The 18273-nt window shown below is 74.6% G+C and carries 17 protein-coding genes and 1 pseudogene; 1 reads left to right on the forward strand and 17 read right to left on the reverse strand.

Annotated elements, in window-relative coordinates; translation table 11 throughout:
* Positions 1-52: 52 nt before the first annotated feature.
* The 11 genes from ACWEO5_RS10475 to ACWEO5_RS10525 form a co-directional block, all read right to left on the reverse strand.
* Complete coding sequence (locus ACWEO5_RS10475) at positions 53-1591, reverse strand: long-chain-fatty-acid--CoA ligase (RefSeq protein ID WP_452162034.1); 1539 nt, start codon at positions 1589-1591, stop codon at positions 53-55.
* A 109-nt stretch (positions 1592-1700) separates the two neighbouring features.
* Positions 1701-2465 carry a 3-oxoacyl-ACP reductase FabG gene (gene fabG, locus ACWEO5_RS10480; protein ID WP_452162035.1) on the reverse strand — a complete coding sequence of 255 codons (765 nt, stop codon included), beginning with the start codon at positions 2463-2465 and terminating at the stop codon, positions 1701-1703.
* Between the two features lie 43 nt (positions 2466-2508).
* Positions 2509-2961: a MaoC family dehydratase gene (locus tag ACWEO5_RS10485; RefSeq protein ID WP_452162036.1), complete on the reverse strand. Its 453-nt coding sequence runs from the start codon at positions 2959-2961 to the stop codon at positions 2509-2511.
* A complete protein-coding gene (locus ACWEO5_RS10490; protein ID WP_452162037.1) occupies positions 2958-3851 on the reverse strand; it encodes an FAS1-like dehydratase domain-containing protein in 894 nt (297 codons plus the stop codon). Before ACWEO5_RS10490 ends, ACWEO5_RS10485 begins: the two co-directional genes overlap by 4 nt.
* Positions 3848-5014, reverse strand: a complete 1167-nt coding sequence (locus ACWEO5_RS10495) for a thiolase (RefSeq protein ID WP_452162038.1) — start codon at positions 5012-5014, stop codon at positions 3848-3850. Before ACWEO5_RS10495 ends, ACWEO5_RS10490 begins: the two co-directional genes overlap by 4 nt.
* On the reverse strand, positions 5011-5400 hold the full coding sequence (locus ACWEO5_RS10500) for a Zn-ribbon domain-containing OB-fold protein (protein WP_452162039.1): 390 nt from the start codon (positions 5398-5400) through the stop codon (positions 5011-5013). Before ACWEO5_RS10500 ends, ACWEO5_RS10495 begins: the two co-directional genes overlap by 4 nt.
* On the reverse strand, positions 5397-6581 hold the full coding sequence (locus tag ACWEO5_RS10505; RefSeq protein WP_452162040.1) for an acyl-CoA dehydrogenase family protein: 1185 nt from the start codon (positions 6579-6581) through the stop codon (positions 5397-5399). Before ACWEO5_RS10505 ends, ACWEO5_RS10500 begins: the two co-directional genes overlap by 4 nt.
* 1 nt (position 6582) lies before the next feature.
* Positions 6583-7725 (reverse strand): acyl-CoA dehydrogenase family protein, encoded by a 1143-nt coding sequence (locus ACWEO5_RS10510; protein WP_452162041.1) that lies wholly within the window; start codon positions 7723-7725, stop codon positions 6583-6585.
* A 33-nt stretch (positions 7726-7758) separates the two neighbouring features.
* A complete protein-coding gene (locus ACWEO5_RS10515) occupies positions 7759-8919 on the reverse strand; it encodes a thiolase family protein (RefSeq protein ID WP_452162042.1) in 1161 nt (386 codons plus the stop codon).
* 41 nt (positions 8920-8960) lie between these two features.
* A complete protein-coding gene (locus tag ACWEO5_RS10520; protein WP_452162043.1) occupies positions 8961-9725 on the reverse strand; it encodes an SDR family NAD(P)-dependent oxidoreductase in 765 nt (254 codons plus the stop codon).
* Between the two features lie 25 nt (positions 9726-9750).
* On the reverse strand, positions 9751-10908 hold the full coding sequence (locus ACWEO5_RS10525) for an acyl-CoA dehydrogenase family protein (RefSeq protein WP_452162044.1): 1158 nt from the start codon (positions 10906-10908) through the stop codon (positions 9751-9753).
* 164 nt (positions 10909-11072) lie between these two features.
* Between ACWEO5_RS10525 and ACWEO5_RS10530 the strand changes: the two genes are divergently transcribed.
* Positions 11073-11906, forward strand: a complete 834-nt coding sequence (locus ACWEO5_RS10530) for an SDR family oxidoreductase (RefSeq protein WP_452162045.1) — start codon at positions 11073-11075, stop codon at positions 11904-11906.
* 258 nt (positions 11907-12164) lie between these two features.
* Here ACWEO5_RS10530 and ACWEO5_RS10535 read toward each other — a convergent pair whose 3' ends face one another.
* The 6 genes and pseudogenes from ACWEO5_RS10535 to ACWEO5_RS10560 form a co-directional block, all read right to left on the reverse strand.
* Positions 12165-13034, reverse strand: coding sequence for an HpcH/HpaI aldolase/citrate lyase family protein (locus ACWEO5_RS10535; RefSeq protein WP_452162046.1), 870 nt, complete (start codon positions 13032-13034; stop codon positions 12165-12167).
* 81 nt (positions 13035-13115) lie between these two features.
* Positions 13116-14246: a CaiB/BaiF CoA transferase family protein gene (locus ACWEO5_RS10540; protein WP_452162087.1), complete on the reverse strand. Its 1131-nt coding sequence runs from the start codon at positions 14244-14246 to the stop codon at positions 13116-13118.
* A 90-nt stretch (positions 14247-14336) separates the two neighbouring features.
* Positions 14337-14594: pseudogene (locus ACWEO5_RS10545) on the reverse strand (Zn-ribbon domain-containing OB-fold protein); the annotation flags it as partial.
* Positions 14591-16288 carry a class I adenylate-forming enzyme family protein gene (locus tag ACWEO5_RS10550; protein ID WP_452162047.1) on the reverse strand — a complete coding sequence of 566 codons (1698 nt, stop codon included), beginning with the start codon at positions 16286-16288 and terminating at the stop codon, positions 14591-14593. The pseudogene ACWEO5_RS10545 and the gene ACWEO5_RS10550, both read right to left, overlap by 4 nt.
* On the reverse strand, positions 16285-17487 hold the full coding sequence (locus tag ACWEO5_RS10555; protein WP_452162048.1) for a CaiB/BaiF CoA transferase family protein: 1203 nt from the start codon (positions 17485-17487) through the stop codon (positions 16285-16287). Before ACWEO5_RS10555 ends, ACWEO5_RS10550 begins: the two co-directional genes overlap by 4 nt.
* Positions 17484-18248, reverse strand: coding sequence for a crotonase/enoyl-CoA hydratase family protein (locus tag ACWEO5_RS10560; protein WP_452162049.1), 765 nt, complete (start codon positions 18246-18248; stop codon positions 17484-17486). Before ACWEO5_RS10560 ends, ACWEO5_RS10555 begins: the two co-directional genes overlap by 4 nt.
* Positions 18249-18273: the final 25 nt, after the last annotated feature.

Raw genomic sequence — 18273 nt, forward strand, 5'->3', positions numbered from 1 at the left:
GGGGGGGGGCGGTGGGGGGGCGCCCCCCCCCCCCCCCCCGCGCGCCGGCGCCCTACTGCTCGAAGCGCTCGCGCAGCGCCCGCTTGAGGATCTTGCCGCTGGAGGTGAGCGGCATCGCCTCGACGAAGTGCACCCGGCCGGGCTTCTTGTAGGAGGCGATCCGGCCGCGGGTGAAGTCGATCAGCTCCTGCTCTGCGGGCCGCTCGGCGCCCGCCCTGAGCACCACGACGGCGGTGACCTGCTCGCCCCACTTCTCGTGCGGCAGGCCGATGACCGCGACCTCGGAGACCGCCGGGTGCTCGGCCAGGACGGCCTCGACCTCGACGGGGTACACGTTCTCCCCGCCGGTGATCACCATGTCCTTGAGCCGGTCGGTGACGTAGAGGTAGCCGTCCTCGTCCAGGCGGCCGGCGTCGCCGGTGCGCAGCCAGCCGTCGGCGGTGAACAGTTCGGCGGTGGCCGCGGGCCGGTTCCAGTAGCCGGGCGTGTTGTGCCGGGAGGAGACCTGGATCTCGCCGACCCCGCCGGGCGGCAGCTCGGCGCCGGTCACCGGGTCGGTGATCCGGACCCGGACGCCGTGCATCGGCCGGCCGGTCGAGTTCAGCAGGTACTGCCGGGGGCCGTCCGGGTCGTGCTCGTGGTCCAGCAGGCGCGCGGTGCTGCCGACCGTCTCGGTGAGGCCGTACTTCTGGACGAAGCCGCAGCCGAAGACCGCCATCGCCCGGCGCAGCAGCGGGGGCGTGACGGGCGAGGCCCCGTAGACGATCAGCCGCAGGCGGGAGAAGTCCCGCCCGTCGACGCCGGGCAGCAGGGTCAGCACGTGCAGCACGGACGGGACGAAGAAGGCGTGGGTGACGTGCTCGCGCTCCATCGTCTCGACCACGGCGGCGGGTTCGAAGTCGGGGAACATCAGCGTGTGGGCGCCGGCGCTGAGGGCGCTGCTCAGCCAGCCGAGGCCGGCGATGTGGAACACCGGCATGACGCAGAGGGCGACCGAGTCGGCGTCCCAGCGGTACTCGGCGAGGGCGTGCTCGTCCGCGTACAGGCTGCCGAGGGTGACCTGCACGCCCTTGGGGGTGCCGGTGGTGCCGGAGGTGTACAGCAGCAGGGTGACGGCTTCGGGGTCGAGGCCGCCGCCGGGGTCGTCGTCGGGGTGGGCGGCGATCCGCGCCTCGTAGGAGGCGGCGCGGCCGTCCGGGGCGTCCCCGGTGACCAGGACCTCCAGGCCGGGCAGCGCCTCGCGCAGGGCCAGCGCGGCCTCCAGGAAGGCGGGTTCGGTGACCAGGGCGCTCAGATCGGCGTCCCGGGCGACGGTCAGCAGTTCGGGGCCGGCCAGCCGCCAGTTCAGCGGGACGGCGACCAGTCCGGCCTTGCCGCAGGCGATCAGGACCTCGCCGCCCTCGGGGCGGGTGCGGGTCAGCGAGCCGATCCGCGCGCCGGGCGGGGCGGTGGCGAGCAGGGCGCGGGCGAGGCGGTTGGTGCGCGAGTCGAGTGCGGCGTAGCTGGTGGTGCGGCCCTCGCAGGTGATCGCCGGGGCGGTGCCCCGTTCCCGGGCGTGGCGGCGGACCACCTCGGGCAGGTGCTGGCCCATCCGGGCCTCCAATTCGTCGACGTTGACGCTCGGACGTGGTGGGGGGAGGTGCGGTGGAAGGGGGACCGCCCCCGGCGCGGCGGGCGGGGGCGGTGCGGTGCGGGCCGGTTCAGCCGCGGGGGCCGCCCGCGACGTACAGGACCTGGCCGGTGACGAAGCCGGCCTCCTCGCGGGCGAAGAACGACACCGCCTGGGCGATGTCCTCGGGGCGGCCGACCCGGCGCACGGGCGTCTTGGCGGCGGCCGCGGCCTGGAAGTCCTCGAAGCTCATGCCGACCCGCTCGGCGGTCTTCGCGGTCATCTCGGTGACGATGAAGCCGGGGGCGACGGCGTTGGCGGTGATCCCGAACTGGCCGAGCTCGATGGCGAGGGTCTTGGTGAGGCCCTGCATGCCGGCCTTGGCCGCCGAGTAGTTGGCCTGGCCGCGGTTGCCGAGGGCGGCGGTGGAGGACAGGTTGACGATCCGTCCGAAGCGGGCGCCGACCATGTGCTGCTGGCAGGCCCGGCTCATCAGGAAGGCGCCGCGCAGGTGGACGTCCAGGACGGAGTCCCACTCGTTCTCGTTCATCTTGAACAGCAGGTTGTCGCGGGTGATGCCGGCGTTGTTGACCAGCACGACGGGCGCGCCGAGCTGCTCGACGACGGCGGCGACGGCCGCGGTCACGCTGTCGCCGTCCGACACGTCGACGGCGACCGCGAGGGCCCGGCCGCCCCGCTCCTCGATCGCCGCGACGGTGCCGGCGCAGCTCTCGGCGTCCAGGTCGAGGACGGCGACGGCGTAACCGTCGGCGGCCAGCCGCAGGGCGGTGGCGGCGCCGATGCCGCGGGCGGCTCCGGTGACGACGGCGACGCGGGGGGTGGTGGCTTCGGACACGGGGATTCCTCGGAGGGTGGTAGGGGTGCGGGAGGGGCGGGGTTCAGGCGTAGACGCGGACGACGGTCTCGGCGACGCAGGCGGGCTTGGCGGAGCCCTCGATCTCGACGGTGACGGTGGAGACCACCTGGTGGCCGCCGGGCACCGGCTCGGCGGAGCTGATCGCGACCGAGGCGCGGATCCGGGCGCCGGCCTTCACCGGGGCGGGGAAGCGGACCTTGTTGAGCCCGTAGTTGACGCCCATCCGGACGCCCTCGGTGCGGTACACCTGCCGGGTGAGCGCCGGGATCTGCGACAGCGTCAGGTAGCCGTGCGCGATGGTGGCGCCGTACGGGCCCTCGGCGGCCCGCGCCGGGTCGGTGTGGATCCACTGGTGGTCGCCGGTGGCGTCCGCGAACAGGTCGATCTGGTGCTGCTCGACGGTGCTCCACTCGCCGGTGCCGACGTGGGTGCCGGCCGCGGCGGCGAGCTCGGCGGGGGAGGCGAAGACTCTCATGACGATCCGTTTCTCGGGGCGAACGTGACGGTGCCGGTGGCGGCGTGCCCGGCGCCCAGGTCGGCGCCGTCGGGGCCGCGCGGGGTGCCGTGCACGGTGACCGGCGCGGGGGCGAACAGCGGGCTGCGCGAGCGGTACGCGAACTCGGCGACCCGGCGGCCGGGGGCGTGCCGGCGGGGTAGTTCGAGCAGCGCGAGGGCGAGCAGCGGGCCGTGCACGACCAGGTCGGGGTAGCCCTCGGTGCCGGTGGCGTAGTCCCGGTCGTAGTGGATGCGGTGCGCGTTGTAGGTGAGCGCGCTGAACCGGAACAGCAGCGTCGGGTCGGGCCGCAGCTCGAACGACCAGGGCGCGTCCGGCACCGGCGGGAGGACGGCCGGAGCGGGCGGGAGGAGGGCCGGGGCCGGCGCCGGGGCGGGCTGCTTGTAGACGAGGTCCTGCTCCTCGGTGGTGCGCACCTCGCCGTCCACCAGCAGCTCGTGGCGCACCGTCACCAGCAGCAGCCACCCGGAGCCGCCCCGGCGGGTGCGGACCGAGGCGACCTGCGAGCGGCGGGTGACCAGGTCGCCGATCCGGAGCGGGGCGTGGCAGCGGACCCGGCCGCCGCCGAACATCCGGCGCCGGTCGGGCAGCGGCGGCAGGAACGGGCCGTCGTGCGGGTGGCCGTCCGCACCGAGTTCGGCCTGCGCGGGCCGCTCCAGCAGGTACAGCCAGTGCCAGAGCGGGGGCAGTTCGTCGCCGACGGCCCGGGCGGGCGGTTCCTGGTCGAACAGGGCGGCCAGCGCGACGGCGGGGTCGGCGGTGACGAAGCCGGTGCTCTCCACCGGTGCGGGCCGCCAGTGGGCCGCCGCGCGGGCGAACGCCTCGGGTGCGGCGGCGTCGGGGGCGCTCATCCGAGTGCGTCCGCGGTGCCGAGCAGGGCGGTGGCCTGGCTGGAGAGCACGCCGCCGTTGCCGTTGACCAGGGCGACGTCCACGTCCGGCTGCTGGCGGGCGCCGGCCTCACCGCGCAGCTGCCGCACCGCCTCGATGATCAGGAAGATGCCGTACATGCCGGGGTGGCAGTAGGCCAGGCCGCCGCCGTTGGTGTTGACGGGCAGCTCGCCGCCGGGGGCGATCCGGCCGCCGGAGACGAAGGCGCCGCCCTCGCCCTTGGCGCAGAAGCCGAGGTCCTCCAGGAACAGGATCGGGTTGATGGTGAACGCGTCGTACAGCTGGACCACGTCCACGTCGGCGGGCTTGAGGCCGGCCATCTCGAAGGCGCGGCGGCCGGAGTCGAGGGCGGCGGTGGTGGTGAGGTCGGGCATCTGCGAGATGGAGCGGTGCCAGTGGGCCTCGCCCGCGCCCAGCAGGTAGGCGGGCGCCGCCCGCAGGTCGCGGGCGCGTTCGGCGGAGGTGACGATCACCGCGCCGCCGCCGTCGGTGACCAGGCAGCAGTCCTTGCTGGTCAGCGGGTAGCTGATCAGCTGCGAGCCGAGCACCTCGGCGACGGTCAGCTGCCCCTTGCCGTGGGTGAACGCGGCCGGGTTGAGCTGGGCCCAGGCCCGGGCGGCGACCGCGACCTCGGCGAGCTGCTCCCGGGTGGTGCCGTACTCGTGCATGTGCCGGGAGGCGGCGAGCGCGTACATCGAGACGGGGTAGCGCGGCCGGTAGGCGTCCTCCCAGGGCAGCAGCTTGGTCGGCGAGACCAGCCGGCCGCCGTCGCTGCGCTGGGTGGAGCCGTAGGCGATCAGCGCGGTGGTGCACAGGCCGGCCTCGATGGCGGCGGCGGCGTGCAGCAGGTGGGAGACGAAGGAGGAGCCGCCGATGTTGGAGGAGTCGCTGTAGCGCGGGCGGATGCCCAGGTACTCGGCGACGTCCATGGTCGGCATCGGCAGGTAGGAGGAGGCGCAGAAGAAGCCGTCGATCTCCGACTTGGCGATCCCGGCGTCCTTCAGGGCGCGGGCGGTGGCCTGGCCGATCAGGTCGAAGTGGGTGAGCCCCGGGGCGACCTGGCCGAGGTCGGACTCGGCGACCCCGACGACGGCGGCCCGGCCGCGCAGGTCGGTGCCGCTCATGCGTCCTCCCCGTTCTCCAGCGGGACGAAGACGGCGAGCGGCACGCCCGCGTCCTCGACCACCCGCAGCCGGACCCGGTCGCCGATGGCGACCTCCTCGGGCGCGCGGCCCTCGACCCGGCTCATCATCCGGAAGCCCTCGTCCAGGTCGATCAGGGCCACGTTGTACGGGTCGGCGCCGCGCTGGTGCAGCACGGTGGTGGCGTAGACGGTGCCCAGGCCCGCGCTGGTGCGCCAGCCCGGGGACGGTTCGCCGCAGGTCGGGCAGAGCACCCGGGGGTGGAAGACGGCGCTCTCGCAGCCGTCGCAGTGCTGGAAGCGCAGTTCGCCGGCGGCCAGGCCGGCCGCGTACGCCAGGGCGGGGGCGGTGGTGGCGGCGGTGCTCATCGGCGGCCTCCGTCGTCGATCCGGTGGCGGGCGACGTGCTGCTTGGCGATGACGTTGCGCTGGATCTCGTTGGTGCCCTCGCCGACGATCATCAGCGGGGCGTCGCGGAAGTAGCGCTCGACGTCGAACTCGGTGGAGTAGCCGTAACCGCCGTGCACCCGCACCGCGTTGAGGGTGATCTCCATGCACACCTCGGAGGCGAACAGCTTCGCCATCCCGGCCTCCAGGTCGGCGCGCTGCCCGGAGTCGACCCGGGCGGCGGCGTCCAGGGTGAGCAGCCGGGCGGCGCGCAGCTTGGTCGCGGAGTCGGCCAGGTAGTGGCCGATCGCCTGGTGCTGCCAGATCGGCTGCCCGAAGGAGTGCCGTTCCTGGGCGTAGCGGGTGGCGTCGTCCAGGGCGGCCTGGGCGACGCCCAGCGCCCGGGAGGCGACCTGGATGCGGCCGATCTCCAGGCCGCGCATCATCTGGGCGAAGCCGGCGCCGGGGGTCTCGCCGAGCAGCGCCGACTCGGGCACCCGGACGCCGTCGAAGACCAACTCGCAGCTCTCGACGCCCTTGTAGCCGAGCTTGGGCAGGTCCTTGGAGACCTCGTAGCCGGCGCCCTGCTCGACCAGCAGGATGGAGTAGCCCTTGCCGGCAGCCGGTTCGGTGCGGGTGAGCAGGGCGATCAGGCCGGCCCGGCGGGCGTTGGTGATCCAGGTCTTGGTGCCGTTGATCGTCCAACTTCCGTCCGCCAGGACGGCCTTGGTGCGCATGGCCTGGAGGTCGGAGCCGCCGCCGGGTTCGGTGAGGGCCATCGCGGCGCGCAGTTCGCCGGTGGCGAGCCGGGGCAGGTAGGCCCGCTGCTGCGCGGGGGTGCCGAAGGTGCGGATCAGGTAGGTGACCACGGAGTGGCTGCCCATCGCGCCGGCCAGGGACATCCAGCCGCGCGCCAACTCCTGGGCGACCAGGGCGAAGCAGGCGGTGGAGACGTCGACGCCGCCGTGCTCGGCGGGGGCGAGCAGCCCGAACACGCCCAACTTCTTCATCTGCTCGATGAGTTGCTCGGGATAGGTGTTGTTGTGCTCCAACTCCTGTGCGACCGGGCGGACTTGGCGGTCGACGAAGTCGGCGACCACCTCGACGACGGCCCGCTCGTCCTCGCTGAGGGTGGCGGACAGGGGGATCTCGGTCATCGCCATCTCAGGCGGCCTCCTTCAGCAGGGCCTTGCCGATGATCAGTTTCTGGATCTCGCTGGTGCCCTCGTAGATGCGGAACAGCCGGGCGTCGCGGTAGCAGCGCTCGACGGCGGTGCCGCGCATGTAGCCCATGCCGCCGTGGATCTGCACGGCCAGGTCGGCGGCCCGGGAGACCATCTCGGAGCAGTAGAGCTTCGCGGCGGAGGGGCCGATCCGGCGGTCCTCGCCGCTGTCGTAGGCGCGGGCGGCCTCCAGCACCATGGCCCGGCCCGCGTACACGCCGGTCTGGATCTCGGCGAGCATCGCCTGCACCAGCTGGAACTCGCCGATCGGCCGGCCGCCCTGCCGGCTGGCGGCGGCGTACGCCACCGACTCGGCGAGCAGCCGCTGCGCCATGCCGACGCACATCGCGGCGATGTGCACCCGGCCGCGGACCAGGGACTTCATCGCCGCGCCGAAGCCGGCGCCCTCGGCGCCGCCGACCAGCGCGTCCGGGCCGACCCGGACGGCGTCGAAGAACACCTCGGCGGTCCAGGCGCCGGCCTGGCCGGTCTTGTGGTCCTTCGGGCCGACCGAGACGCCGGGCAGGCGGGCCTCGACCAGGAAGACCGAGATGCCCTTGGTGCCGTACGTCTCGGGCCCGGTGCGGGCGAAGACCACGAACAGGTCGGCGAGCGGCGCGTTGGTGATGAACCGCTTGGCGCCGGTGATCACCCAGTCGTCGCCGTCCCGGACGGCCCGGGTGGTCAGGCCGGACGGGTCGGAGCCCGCCTCGGCCTCGGTCAGCGCGAACGAGGCGACCTGGCCGGCGGCCAGCCGGGGCAGCCAGGTCTCCTGCTGGGCCCGCGTCCCGGCGTTGACCAGCACCTTGCCGGCGATGCCGTTGTTGGTGCCGAACATCGAGCGGAACGCCGGGGTGGTCCAGCCGAACTCGAACGCCAGTTGGACGTCCTCGGTGAGCGTGGCGCCGAGCCCGCCGAACTCCTCGGGCAGCGTGTAGCCGAACAGGCCCATGGCCGCGGTCTTCTGCCGCAGGTCCGCCGGGATGGCGTCGGTCTCCTCGATCTCCTCCTCGCGCGGCACGACCTGCTCGCGCACGAAGTCGCGGACGGTGTCCAGGACTTCCTTGAATTCACCGGCCTCCATGGGCGGTCCTTCCTCTCCGCGGGGGCTACGGGTTCAGAGCAGTTCGAGGATCGTGGCGTTGGCCATGCCGCCGCCCTCGCACATCGACTGCAGGCCGTAGCGGATGCCGTTGTCCTTCATGTGGTGGACCAGGGTGGTCATCAGCCGGGCGCCGGAGCCGCCCAGCGGGTGGCCGAGCGCCATCGCACCGCCGTTGGGGTTCATCCGGGCGTAGTCGGCGCCGGTGGCGCGCTGCCAGCCGAGCGAGACCGAGGCGAACGCCTCGTTGATCTCGTACGCGCCGATCTCGTCCAGCGCCAGGCCGGAGCGCTCCAGCACCTTGGCGGTGGCCGGGATCGGGCCCTTGAGCATGGTGACGGGGTCGACGCCGGTGACCACGCCGGTGTGGAAGCGGGCGATCGGCGTCCAGCCGTTGCGGGCGGCGATCTCGCTGGTGGTGATCAGCAGCGCGGCCGAGCCGTCGGAGATCTGCGAGGCGTTGCCGGCCGAGACGACGCCGTCCTCCTTGAACGGGGTCTTCAGACCGGCCAGCGCCTCGACGCTGCCGCCGCGGCGCACGCCCTCGTCGGTGTCGAAGACGCTGCCGTCGGCCAGCGTCACCGGGGTGATCTGGCCCTGGAAGCGGCCCTCGTCGATGGCGCGGGCGGCGCGCTCGTGCGAGTCCAGCGCGTGCCGGTCGAGTTCGGCGCGGGTCAGGCCGAACTCCGCGGCGATCATCTCGGCGCCGACGCCCTGGTTGAACCGGTAGTCGTCGTACCGCTGGGCGACCAGCGGCCCGTACGGGTGGCCGAACTGGCCGCCGGCCCGGGTGGAGCCCATCGGGACGCGGGACATCGACTCGACGCCGCCGGCGACCGCGATGTCGTACTGCCCGGCGATGACGGCGGCCGCGACCTGGTGCACGGCCTGCTGGGAGGAGCCGCACTGCCGGTCGACGGTCAGGCCGGGCACGTGCTCGGGCCAGCCGGCGGCGAGCACCGCGTAGCGGCCGACGCCGCCGGCCTGCTCGCCGACCTGGGAGACGCAGCCCCAGACCACGTCGTCCACGGTGGCCGGGTCGAGCCGGTTGCGCTCGGCGAGCGCCCCGAGCACGTGGGCGGAGAGGTCGACGGGGTGGATGCCGGACAGCGCGCCGCCCGGCTTGCCCTTGCCGACCGGGGTGCGGACGGCGTCGACGATGACTGCATCACGCATGACTGATCGCTCCTGAGGGTGTGGTGGGGGTCCGGCCTGGTTTAGCGGGGGGCCATCCGGATCGCGCCGTCGAGGCGGATCGTCTCGCCGTTGAGCATCGGGTTCGCCACGATCGCGGCGACCAGCTGCGCGTACTCCTCGGCGTGGCCGAGCCGGCTCGGGTGCGGCACCTGGGCGCCGAGCGCGTCGCGCACGTGCTGCGGGGCGCGGCCGAGCAGCGGGGTGTCGAACAGGCCGGGCGCGATCGTCATGACGCGGATCTTCTGCGCGGCCAGGTCGCGGGCGATCGGCAGCGTCATGCCGACGATGCCGCCCTTGGACGCGGAGTAGGCGCACTGGCCGATCTGGCCGTCGAAGGCGGCGACGGAGGCGGTGTTGACGATGACGCCGCGTTCGCCGTCGACCTCCTCGGCGCGGGCGGTCTCGGCGGCGGCGAGCCGGATCACGTTGAAGGTGCCGATCAGGTTGATCTCGACGACCCGGGTGAAGTCGGCCAGGTCGTAGGGGGTGCCGTCCTTGCCGACGGTGCGGCCGGCCTTGCCGAGGCCCGCGCAGTTGACGGTGATCCGCAGCGGGGCGCGGTCGGCGGCGGTGGCGACGGCGCGGGCCACCGCCTCGGCGTCGCGGACGTCGCCGGGGACGAAGTGGGCGCGCTCGCCGAGCTCGGCGGCGACGGCCTCGCCGTTGGACGTCGGCAGGTCGAGCAGGACCACGTGGGCCCCGTCGGCGTGCAGGCGGCGGGCGGTGGCCAGGCCGAGGCCCGAGGCGCCGCCGGTGATGAGCGCGGAGGATCCGTTGGTCTGCATGGTGCTCTCCCTGGGGGTGCCGGGCTCAGAGGCCGAGGGACTTGGCGATGATCGTCTTCATGACCTCGCTGGTGCCGCCGTAGATCCGCGAGACCCGGGTGTCGGCGTACAGCCGGGCGATCGGGTACTCGGTGACGTAGCCGTAACCGCCGTGCAGCTGCAGGCACTTGTCGATGACCCGGCCGGCGGCCTCGGTGCAGAACAGCTTGGCCTTGGCGGCGTCGACGACGCTGAGCTCGCCCCGGTCGTGCAGTTCCAGCGCCCGGTCGGCCATCAGCTGGGCGGCCTCGACCTCGGTGGCGCACTCGGCGAGGACGAACTTGGTGTTCTGGAAGGCGGCGACGGGCTTGCCGAAGACCGTGCGGTCCTTGACGTAGGCGGTGGCGAAGCGCAGCGCGGCGGCGGCGGTGGCGGCGCCGCCGATCGCGATGGTCAGGCGCTCCTGGGCGAGGTTGTGGGCGAGGTACTCGAAGCCCTTGCCCTCCTCGCCGAGCAGGTTCTCCACCGGCACGACCACGTCGCTGAAGGAGAGTTCGGCGGTGTCGGACGCCTTGAGGCCGATCTTCTGCAGCTTGCGGCCGACCGCGAAGCCGTCGCTGGCGGTCTCCACGCACAGGATGGAGAGTCCGGCCCGCCGGTCCTCGGCGGTGGCGGGGGCGGTGCGGGCGACCACCAGGACGAGGTCGGCCAGGGCGCCGCCGGTGATGAAGGTCTTGGCGCCGTTGAGCACGTAGTGGGTGCCGTCGGCGGAGAGCTTCGCGGTGGTCTGGATGTTGGCGAGGTCGGAGCCGGTGCCCGGCTCGGTCATCGCGATGGCGGTCATGAGGTCGCCGGAGACGAAGCCGGGCAGCCAGCGCTCCTTCTGCTCCTGGGTGGCGTAGGCCAGCAGGTAGGGCAGGATCAGGTTGGCGTGGACGCCGTAGTTGCCGAAGGAGACGCCGGCCCGGCTGGTCTCCTCCAGGATCACGGCCGTGTACTTGAAGCTGCTCTCGCCGGCGCCGCCGAACTCCTCGGGCACCTGGATGCCGAAGACGCCCAGCTCGCCGAGCCGGCGGTAGAAGTCCCGGGGCGGGTGGCCCTGCTCCTCCCACTCGGCGTAGACCGGCGCGACCTCCTTGGCGATGAAGTCCCGGATGGTCTCCCGGAAGGCCTCGTGGTCCTCGTTGAACACCGCACCGCGCACGGGTGGCTCCTTCTCTGTGGGGTCGGGCGTGGGTTGTGAGGCAGGTCCTACGGTCTCCCTGCTCCCCAACCTTTCGAACGATCGTTAAAATAGGTGGCAAGCGCATCCACTGTCCAGTGATGCCGTTCACACCACCCCCTCCCCTCCTCGCCGAGAGGCCCCTCATGAGCTCTCCCTCGCTGGCCGGACGCACCCTGCTGATGTCCGGCGGCAGCCGCGGCATCGGCCTCGCCATCGCCCTGCGGGCCGCCCGCGACGGCGCGAACGTCACGCTGATCGCCAAGACCGACGTCCCCGACCCCCGGCTGCCCGGCACCATCCACACCGCCGCCGCCGAGATCGAGCGGGCCGGCGGAAAGGTCCTGCCGTTCGTCGGCGACATCCGCGACGAGGCGGCCGTCGCCGAGGCGGTCGAGGCGACCGTCGAGCGCTTCGGCGGCATCGACGTCGTGGTGAACAACGCCTCCGCGATCGCGCTCAGCAACCCGGGCGAGCTCCCGCTCAAGCGCTACGACCTGCTGATGGACGTCAACGTCCGCGGCACCTTCCTGCTGAGCTCGCTGGCCCTCCCGCACCTGCTGCGCTCCGACCGGGCGCACGTCCTGACCCTCTCCCCGCCGCTGAACCCGGACGTCCGCTGGCTGAAGGACCACGCGCCGTACACCGTCAGCAAGTTCGGCATGACGATGGTCACCCTCGGCATCGCCGAGCAGCACCGCGGCACCGCCCTCGCGGCCAGCTGCCTGTGGCCCGCCACCATCATCGCCACCGCGGCCTCCGCGATGACCCGCGGCGAGGACGAGGCCCGCCGCACCAGCCGCACCCCGGCGATCATGGCCGACGCGGCCCACGCGGTCCTCACCGCCCCGGCCGCCGAAACCACCGGCCGCTGCCACGTCGACGAGGACGTGCTGCGCGCGGCGGGCGTCACCGGCTTCGACGGGTACCGGGCCGACCCGGCGAGCACCGAGCCGCTGCGCCGCGACATCTTCCTGTAGGAAGCGCCCGACCGCCCTCCGGCGGGGAGATCCGGTCGACACCCGGAACCCCGCCGGAGAGCACGGCGGGATGCCGAAGAACCGCCCCGCCGATCCGGAGGCCCGGCGGCGCGAGTTGGAGCGTGCCGCCCGCGCCGGGCGCACGACGCCGGGGCGGTCCGGCCCCGGCCGCGCCGCGGCCCCACCGTCCCCACCGCCGACCGGCGGGGCCGCGCACGACGCCGCCGCGGCGGCTCCCCCGCTCAGTCGGCGGCCCGCTCAGTCGGCCGCCCGCTCCAGCAGCGCCGCCGCCCGCAGGTAGACCGGGCGGTCGACCATCGCGCCGTCCAGGCCGACCGCGCCCAGCCCGGCGCGTTCGCCCGCCTCGTACGCCTCGACCACCCGGCGGGCCCGTTCGAGCTCGGCCGGCTGCGGGGCGAACTCCCGGTTGGCGAGGGCCACTTGGTCGGGGTGGATGCAGTACTTGCCGCGGAAGCCGAGGGCGCGGGCGTGCCGGGCCTGGGCGGTGAAGAGCGCGGCGTCCCGGTAGTCGGCCTCCGGGCCGTCCATCGCGCCGATCCCGGCCGCCGCGGCGGCGGCCGCCAGCCGGGCCCGCGGGTACTCCAGCTCCCGGGCCTCGCGGGTGCGCTGGATGCCCATCGAGGCGGTGTAGTCCTCCGCGCCGAGCGAGACGGCGGCCAGCCGCGGGACGGCCCGGCAGGTCTCCTCGACCCGGGTGAGGCCCTCGGCGGACTCGATCCAGGCGATGATCCTGATCCGGCCGGGTGCCAGGCCGCGCACCCGCTCCAGGAAGGTCAGGTAGTGGTCGGCGGCCCGCAGCACCTCCGGGCCGTGCACCTTCGGCAGGTGGACGCCGTCGAGGGCGGGGCCGACCACGGCGTCCAGGTCCGCCTCCAGCAGCCCGGTGTCCAGGCCGTTGGGCCGGACGTACAGCAGCCGCCCGCGCTTGGGGTAGTCGGGCAGCCGGCGGGCGACCAGGGCGCGGGCGGCCGCCTTGTCGCGGTCGGCGACCGAGTCCTCCAGGTCGAACAGCAGCGCGTCGGCCGGGACGTGCTCGGCCTTGTCGACGAAGCGCTCGCGGATGCCGGGCACGGACAGCATGGAACGGATCGCGGCGTGGGCGTCCAACGGGTACCTCCGGGAAAAGGGGCGGCGGGCCCGGCGCCGGCGGACGCGCGGGCCCGCCGCGGCGGGTGGGGTGGCGGGTGGTCAGGAGAACTCGGCGCGCACCGCGTCGGTGTGCGCGCCGAGCGCGGGCACCGCGCCCATCAGGGCCTCGCGGCCGTGCACGGTGACGGGCGGCAGCAGGCCGCGCAGCGGGCCGGAGGGGGTGTCGAACTCGCGCCAGCGGTCCCGGGCGGCCAGTTGCGGGTGGTCGGCGAACTCGCCGACCGAGCGCAGCCGGGCGTTGGCGATGCCCGCCGCGTCGAGCCGTTCCAGCAGTTCGTCGGAGCCGAGCGCGCCGAAGTGCTCCTCCAGGATCGCGGTGAGGGCGGCGTCGTTGCGGTGCCGCAGCGGGTTGTCGGCGAACCGCGGGTCGCGGACCAGCTCGGGCCGTTCCAGGACGCGTTCGCACAGCGCGACCCAGTCGCGGTCGCTCTGCACGCTGAGGAACACCTGGCCGCCGTCGCCGGCCCGGTAGTGGCCGTACGGGGAGATGGACGGGTGCCGGGCGCCGCTGCGGCCGAGCGGCGCGGGCCCGTACAGGCCGTGGAACAGCGGCTGGCCGAGCCACTCGCCGAGGGCGTCCAGCATGGAGACGTCGAAGGCGGTGCCCTTCCCGGTGCGCTCGCGTTCGTACAGGGCGGTCAGCACGCCGGTGTAGGCGTACATCCCGGCGGCGATGTCGGCGATGGAGATGCCCGCCCGGGCGGGGGTGTCGGGGGTGCCGGTGAGCGAGACCAAGCCGGTCTCGCACTGCACCAGCAGGTCGAACGCCTTCTTGCTGGTGTAGGGGCCGGTGTCGCCGTAGCCGGAGATGCCGCAGCGGATCAGCCGGGGGTGCCGCTCGCCCAGCTCCTTCGCGCCGAGGCCGAGCCGGTCGGCGGCGCCGGGGGCGAGGTTCTGGACGAAGACGTCGGCCCCGGCGAGGATCCGGTCGAACAGGGCCCGGTCGGCGGCCTCCTTCAGGTCGAGGACGACGCTCTCCTTGCCCCGGTTGCACCAGACGAAGTAGGCGGACTGGCCCTTGGCGGCCCGGTCGTAGTCCCGGGCGAAGTCGCCGCCGGGGCGTTCGACCTTGATCACCCGGGCGCCGAGGTCGGCGAGCTGGCGGGTGGCGAACGGCGCGGCGACGGCCTGTTCGAGGGAGACGACGGTGATGCCGTCGAGTGGTTGCACGACGCGCTCCTCCGGTTGGTCGGGTGCCTGGTCGAGTTGGAAGACCGGCAGGCGGTCGGGGCGCTGCTGCGAGTCGAAGCGGACCTTCGCCCCGACCCGGGCGCGGCCGGGCAGCAGCGAGCGCACCTGGGCCTTGACCCGGAAGCCCTCGGCGAGCTGGACGACGGCCACCCGGCGCGGCGGGTTCCCCTTGACCCGCTGCTCGGTGTGGCTGTGGATCCAGCCCGCCCCCGCGGTGTGCCGCCACTCCAGGTCGGTGCAGCCGCACACCCCGCACAGGCTGCGCTCCCGGGCCTCGCTGCTGCCGCACCAGGTGCACCGCTGGAAGCGCAGCAGGTCGCTCATCATGCCTCCGCGGTCCTTCCCCGTTCGCGCAGGACCCGCTTGAGGATCTTCCCGGCCGGGGAGACCGGCAGCTGCGGCAGGAACTCCAGGTGCCGGATCCGCTGGTAGGGGGCGACGTGCGCGGCGACGTGCGCCTTCAGCTCGTCCGCCAGCCCGGGCGTCGCGGCCGCCCCGGCCTGCAGCACCACGTACGCGGCGGGCAGTTCGCCCGCGGCGGCGTCCGGCAGGCCGACCACCGAGGCCTGGGCGACGGCGGGGTGCTCGCACAGCAGCGCCTCCAGCGGGCCCGGGTAGACGTTGTAGCCCTTGTAGATCAGCATGTCCTTCGCCCGCCCGACCAGGAAGTACCAGCCGTCCTCGTCCTGCCGGGCCAGGTCGCCGGTGCGCAGCCAGCCGTCCTCGAACTGCTCGGCGGTCAGGGCGGGTTGGTCGAGGTAGCCGCCGGTGATCTGCGGCCCGCGGGCCCACAGCTCGCCGGTTTCGCCGGTCTCGACGGGGGTGCGGCCGTCCGTGCCGCGCAGCTGCGCCTCGGTGTCGAACAGCGGGACGCCGACGCTGCCGCGCGGGGTGCCCGCGTCCGGTTCGAGCGGCGGGAAGAGCAGCCCCTGGGTGGCCTCGCTGAGGCCGTACGCCTCCATCACCAGGGCGTTCGGGAAGACCTGCCGCAGTTCGTCCATGGTGGCGGGCTCCAGCGGCGCGGCACCGGAGGAGAGCAGCCGGACGGCGCCCAGGTCGCGGTCGCGGATGCCGGGGGCGGCGAGCAGGGCGTGGAACAGCGAGGGCGAGCCGGTGACGGTGTGCGCGCCGTGCCGCTCGACGGCGTCCAGGTAGCGGGCGGGGTCGAAGCGGCCGAAGACCACGGCGGTGACGCCGCTGGCGACGAAGAGGTTCTGGGTGACGGTGCCCATCGCGTGGAACATCGGGGCGATCGCGACCACGGTCGCGCCGCCGAGCGGCACGGTGAAGCGGGCGTCGGCCGTCGGGACGCGGTGCAGCGTGATCCGGCCCTCGGCGTCGGTCCGCGGCACGGCGGCGCTGCGCCAGCAGGCCATCTGCAGCACGTTGGCGAGCAGGTTGCGGTGCAGCACCCGGATCGCCTTGGGGCGGCCGGTGGTGCCGCCGGTGAAGGCGAGGTGGGCGACGTCCTCGGGCCCGACGGGGGTGGCGGGCGCGGGGGCGCGGGTCAGCAGCTCGGCGAGCGGGACCACCTGCCCGGCGAGGCGCTCCGGCACCGCGGCCGCCGCGGCGGGGGCGGCCGCGGTGGGCTCGACCAGGACGGCCAGGCGCAGCCGGCCGCCCGCCGCCTCGGCGAGCTGTCCGGCGCAGGAGGGGTGGGTGAACGCGGCGGTGGCCCCGATGTCGGCGAGCTGGCTGCTGAGCGCGGCCGGGGGCAGCGCCGGGTTGAGGGCCGCCATGGTGGCGCCGGCCAGCAGCGTCCCGTAGTAGGCGACGGTGAACCAGGCGGAGTTCGGCAGGTGCAGCGCGACCACGTCGCCGGGCCGCACGCCGTGCTCGCGCAGGCCCTGGGCGGTGCGGCGGGCGCGCTCGTCCAGTTCGGCGAAGGAGATCCGCAGATCGCCGTCGACCAGCGCGGTGCGTTCGCCGTAGGTGGCGGCCGAGCCGGCGAGCAGGTCGGCGACGCTGCCGGCGGGGTAGGTCAGGCTGCGGGGCATGCCCGTGGGCCACGGTGCGGTCATCTGAGGACTCCCTTGTCCACCAGTGCGTCCAGCTCGGATTCGTCCATCCCCGCCCCGGTCATGACGGTACGGGTGTCGGCCCCGACGGTCGGGGGCGGGGCGGGTTCGCCCGGCGGCGTGGCGCCGAAGCGCGGGGCCGGGGCGGGTTCGGGGGCCCCGGTGGGGCCGGGGCGGAAGGTGCCGCGGGCGGCGTTGTGCGGGTGCAGCGGCGCCTCGCCGAGCGACAGCACCGGGGTGACGCAGGCCTGGGTGCCGGCGAAGTGCGCGGCCCAGGCGTCGCGGGGGCGGGCGGCGAAGCGGTCGGCGAGCTTCTTGCGCGCGGCGGGCCAGCGTTCGGTGTCGTGCTGCCGGGCGAGGTCCGGGTCGTCGGCGAGGCCGAGGCCGGCCAGCAGGTCGGCGAAGAACTGCGGTTCGATCGCGCCGACCGCGACGTGCCGGCCGTCGGCGCACTCGTAGGTGGTGTAGAACGGGGCGCCGCCGTCGAGCAGGTTGACGCCGCGCTCGTCGCGCCAGCGGCCGGCCGCGAGGAAGCCGTACGTCATGGCGAGCAGGGCGGCCGAGCCGTCGGTCATGGCGGCGTCCACGACCTGGCCGCGTCCGGTGCGGGCGGCCGACAGCAGGGCGGCGGCCACGCCGAGGGCGAGCAGCATGCCGCCGCCGCCGAAGTCGCCGACCAGGTTGAGCGGGACGACCGGGGCGCCGCCGGCCGGGCCGACGGTGTGCAGGGCGCCGGAGAGCGCGATGTAGTTGATGTCGTGGCCGGGTTCCTGGGCCTTGGGGCCGTCCTGCCCCCAGCCGGTCATCCGGCCGTACACCAGCGCCGGGTTGCGCGCCAGGCAGGTGTCGGGGCCGAGGCCGAGGCGTTCGGCGACGCCGGGGCGGAAGCCCTCGATGACGGCGTCGGCGCCGTCGACCAGGCGCAGCACGGCGGCGGCGCCCTCGGGGTGCTTGAGGTCGGCGGCGACCGAGCGGCGGCCGCGGTGCAGGACCGGGAAGCCGGGGCGGCCGGCGTCGGCCGGGCGGTCGATCCGGATCACCTCGGCGCCGAGGTCGCCGAGCAGCATCGCGGCGAACGGGCCGGGGCCGATGCCGCCGAGTTCGACGATCCGCAGGCCGGCCAGCGGGCCGGCCGCCGTCGGGCCGCCGGTCGCCGGGACGCCGGTGGACGGGGGGCCGCCCGCCGCGGGGACGCCGGTCACCGGCCGGTCCAGCGGGGGGCGCGCTTCTCGGCGAAGGCGCGCGGGCCCTCCTTGGCGTCCTCGGAGGCGAACACCGGGTCGATCAGGGCGCGTTGGCGCCGCCAGCGTTCGGCGGCGGGCCAGCCGGGGGCCTCGGTGACGATCCGCTTGGTGGCCCGGACGGCGAGCGGGCCGTTGGCGGCGATCTCGGCCGCGAGGGCGCGGGCGCCGGCCAGCGCGCCGCCGTTCGCGGTGAGCCGGTTGACCAGGCCGAGGGCGTGCGCCCTGGGGGCGTCCAGGAAACCGCCGGTGAGGGCGAGTTCCATCGCGACCTGGCGCGGGATCCGCTCGGGCAGGCGCATCAGCCCGCCGGCCGCGGCGACCAGGCCGCGCTTGACCTCGGGGAGGCCGAACCGGGCGTCCTCGGCGGCGACCACCAGGTCGCAGGCGAGGACGATCTCGCAGCCGCCGGCCAGCGCGTGGCCCTCGACCGCGGCGATCAGCGGCTTGGCGGGCGGGGCCTCGGTGAGCCCGGCCAGGCCCCGGCCCTCGACCACGGGGCGCTCGCCGCGCAGGAACGCCTTGAGGTCCATGCCCGCGCAGAACGTGCCGCCGGTGCCGGTGATCACGCCGACGGTGAGGTCGTCGCGGGCGTCGAGCACGTCGAGCGCGGCGGCGACGCCCTCGGCGACCGCGCGGTCCACCGCGTTGCGCGCCTCGGGCCGGTTGATGGTGATCACGGCGACGCCGTCGCCGTACTCGGTCAGAACCGCATCGGACACGGGGGCCCTCCAGGAGTGCGGGGAT

Source organism: Kitasatospora sp. NPDC004272 (assembly GCF_053603035.1).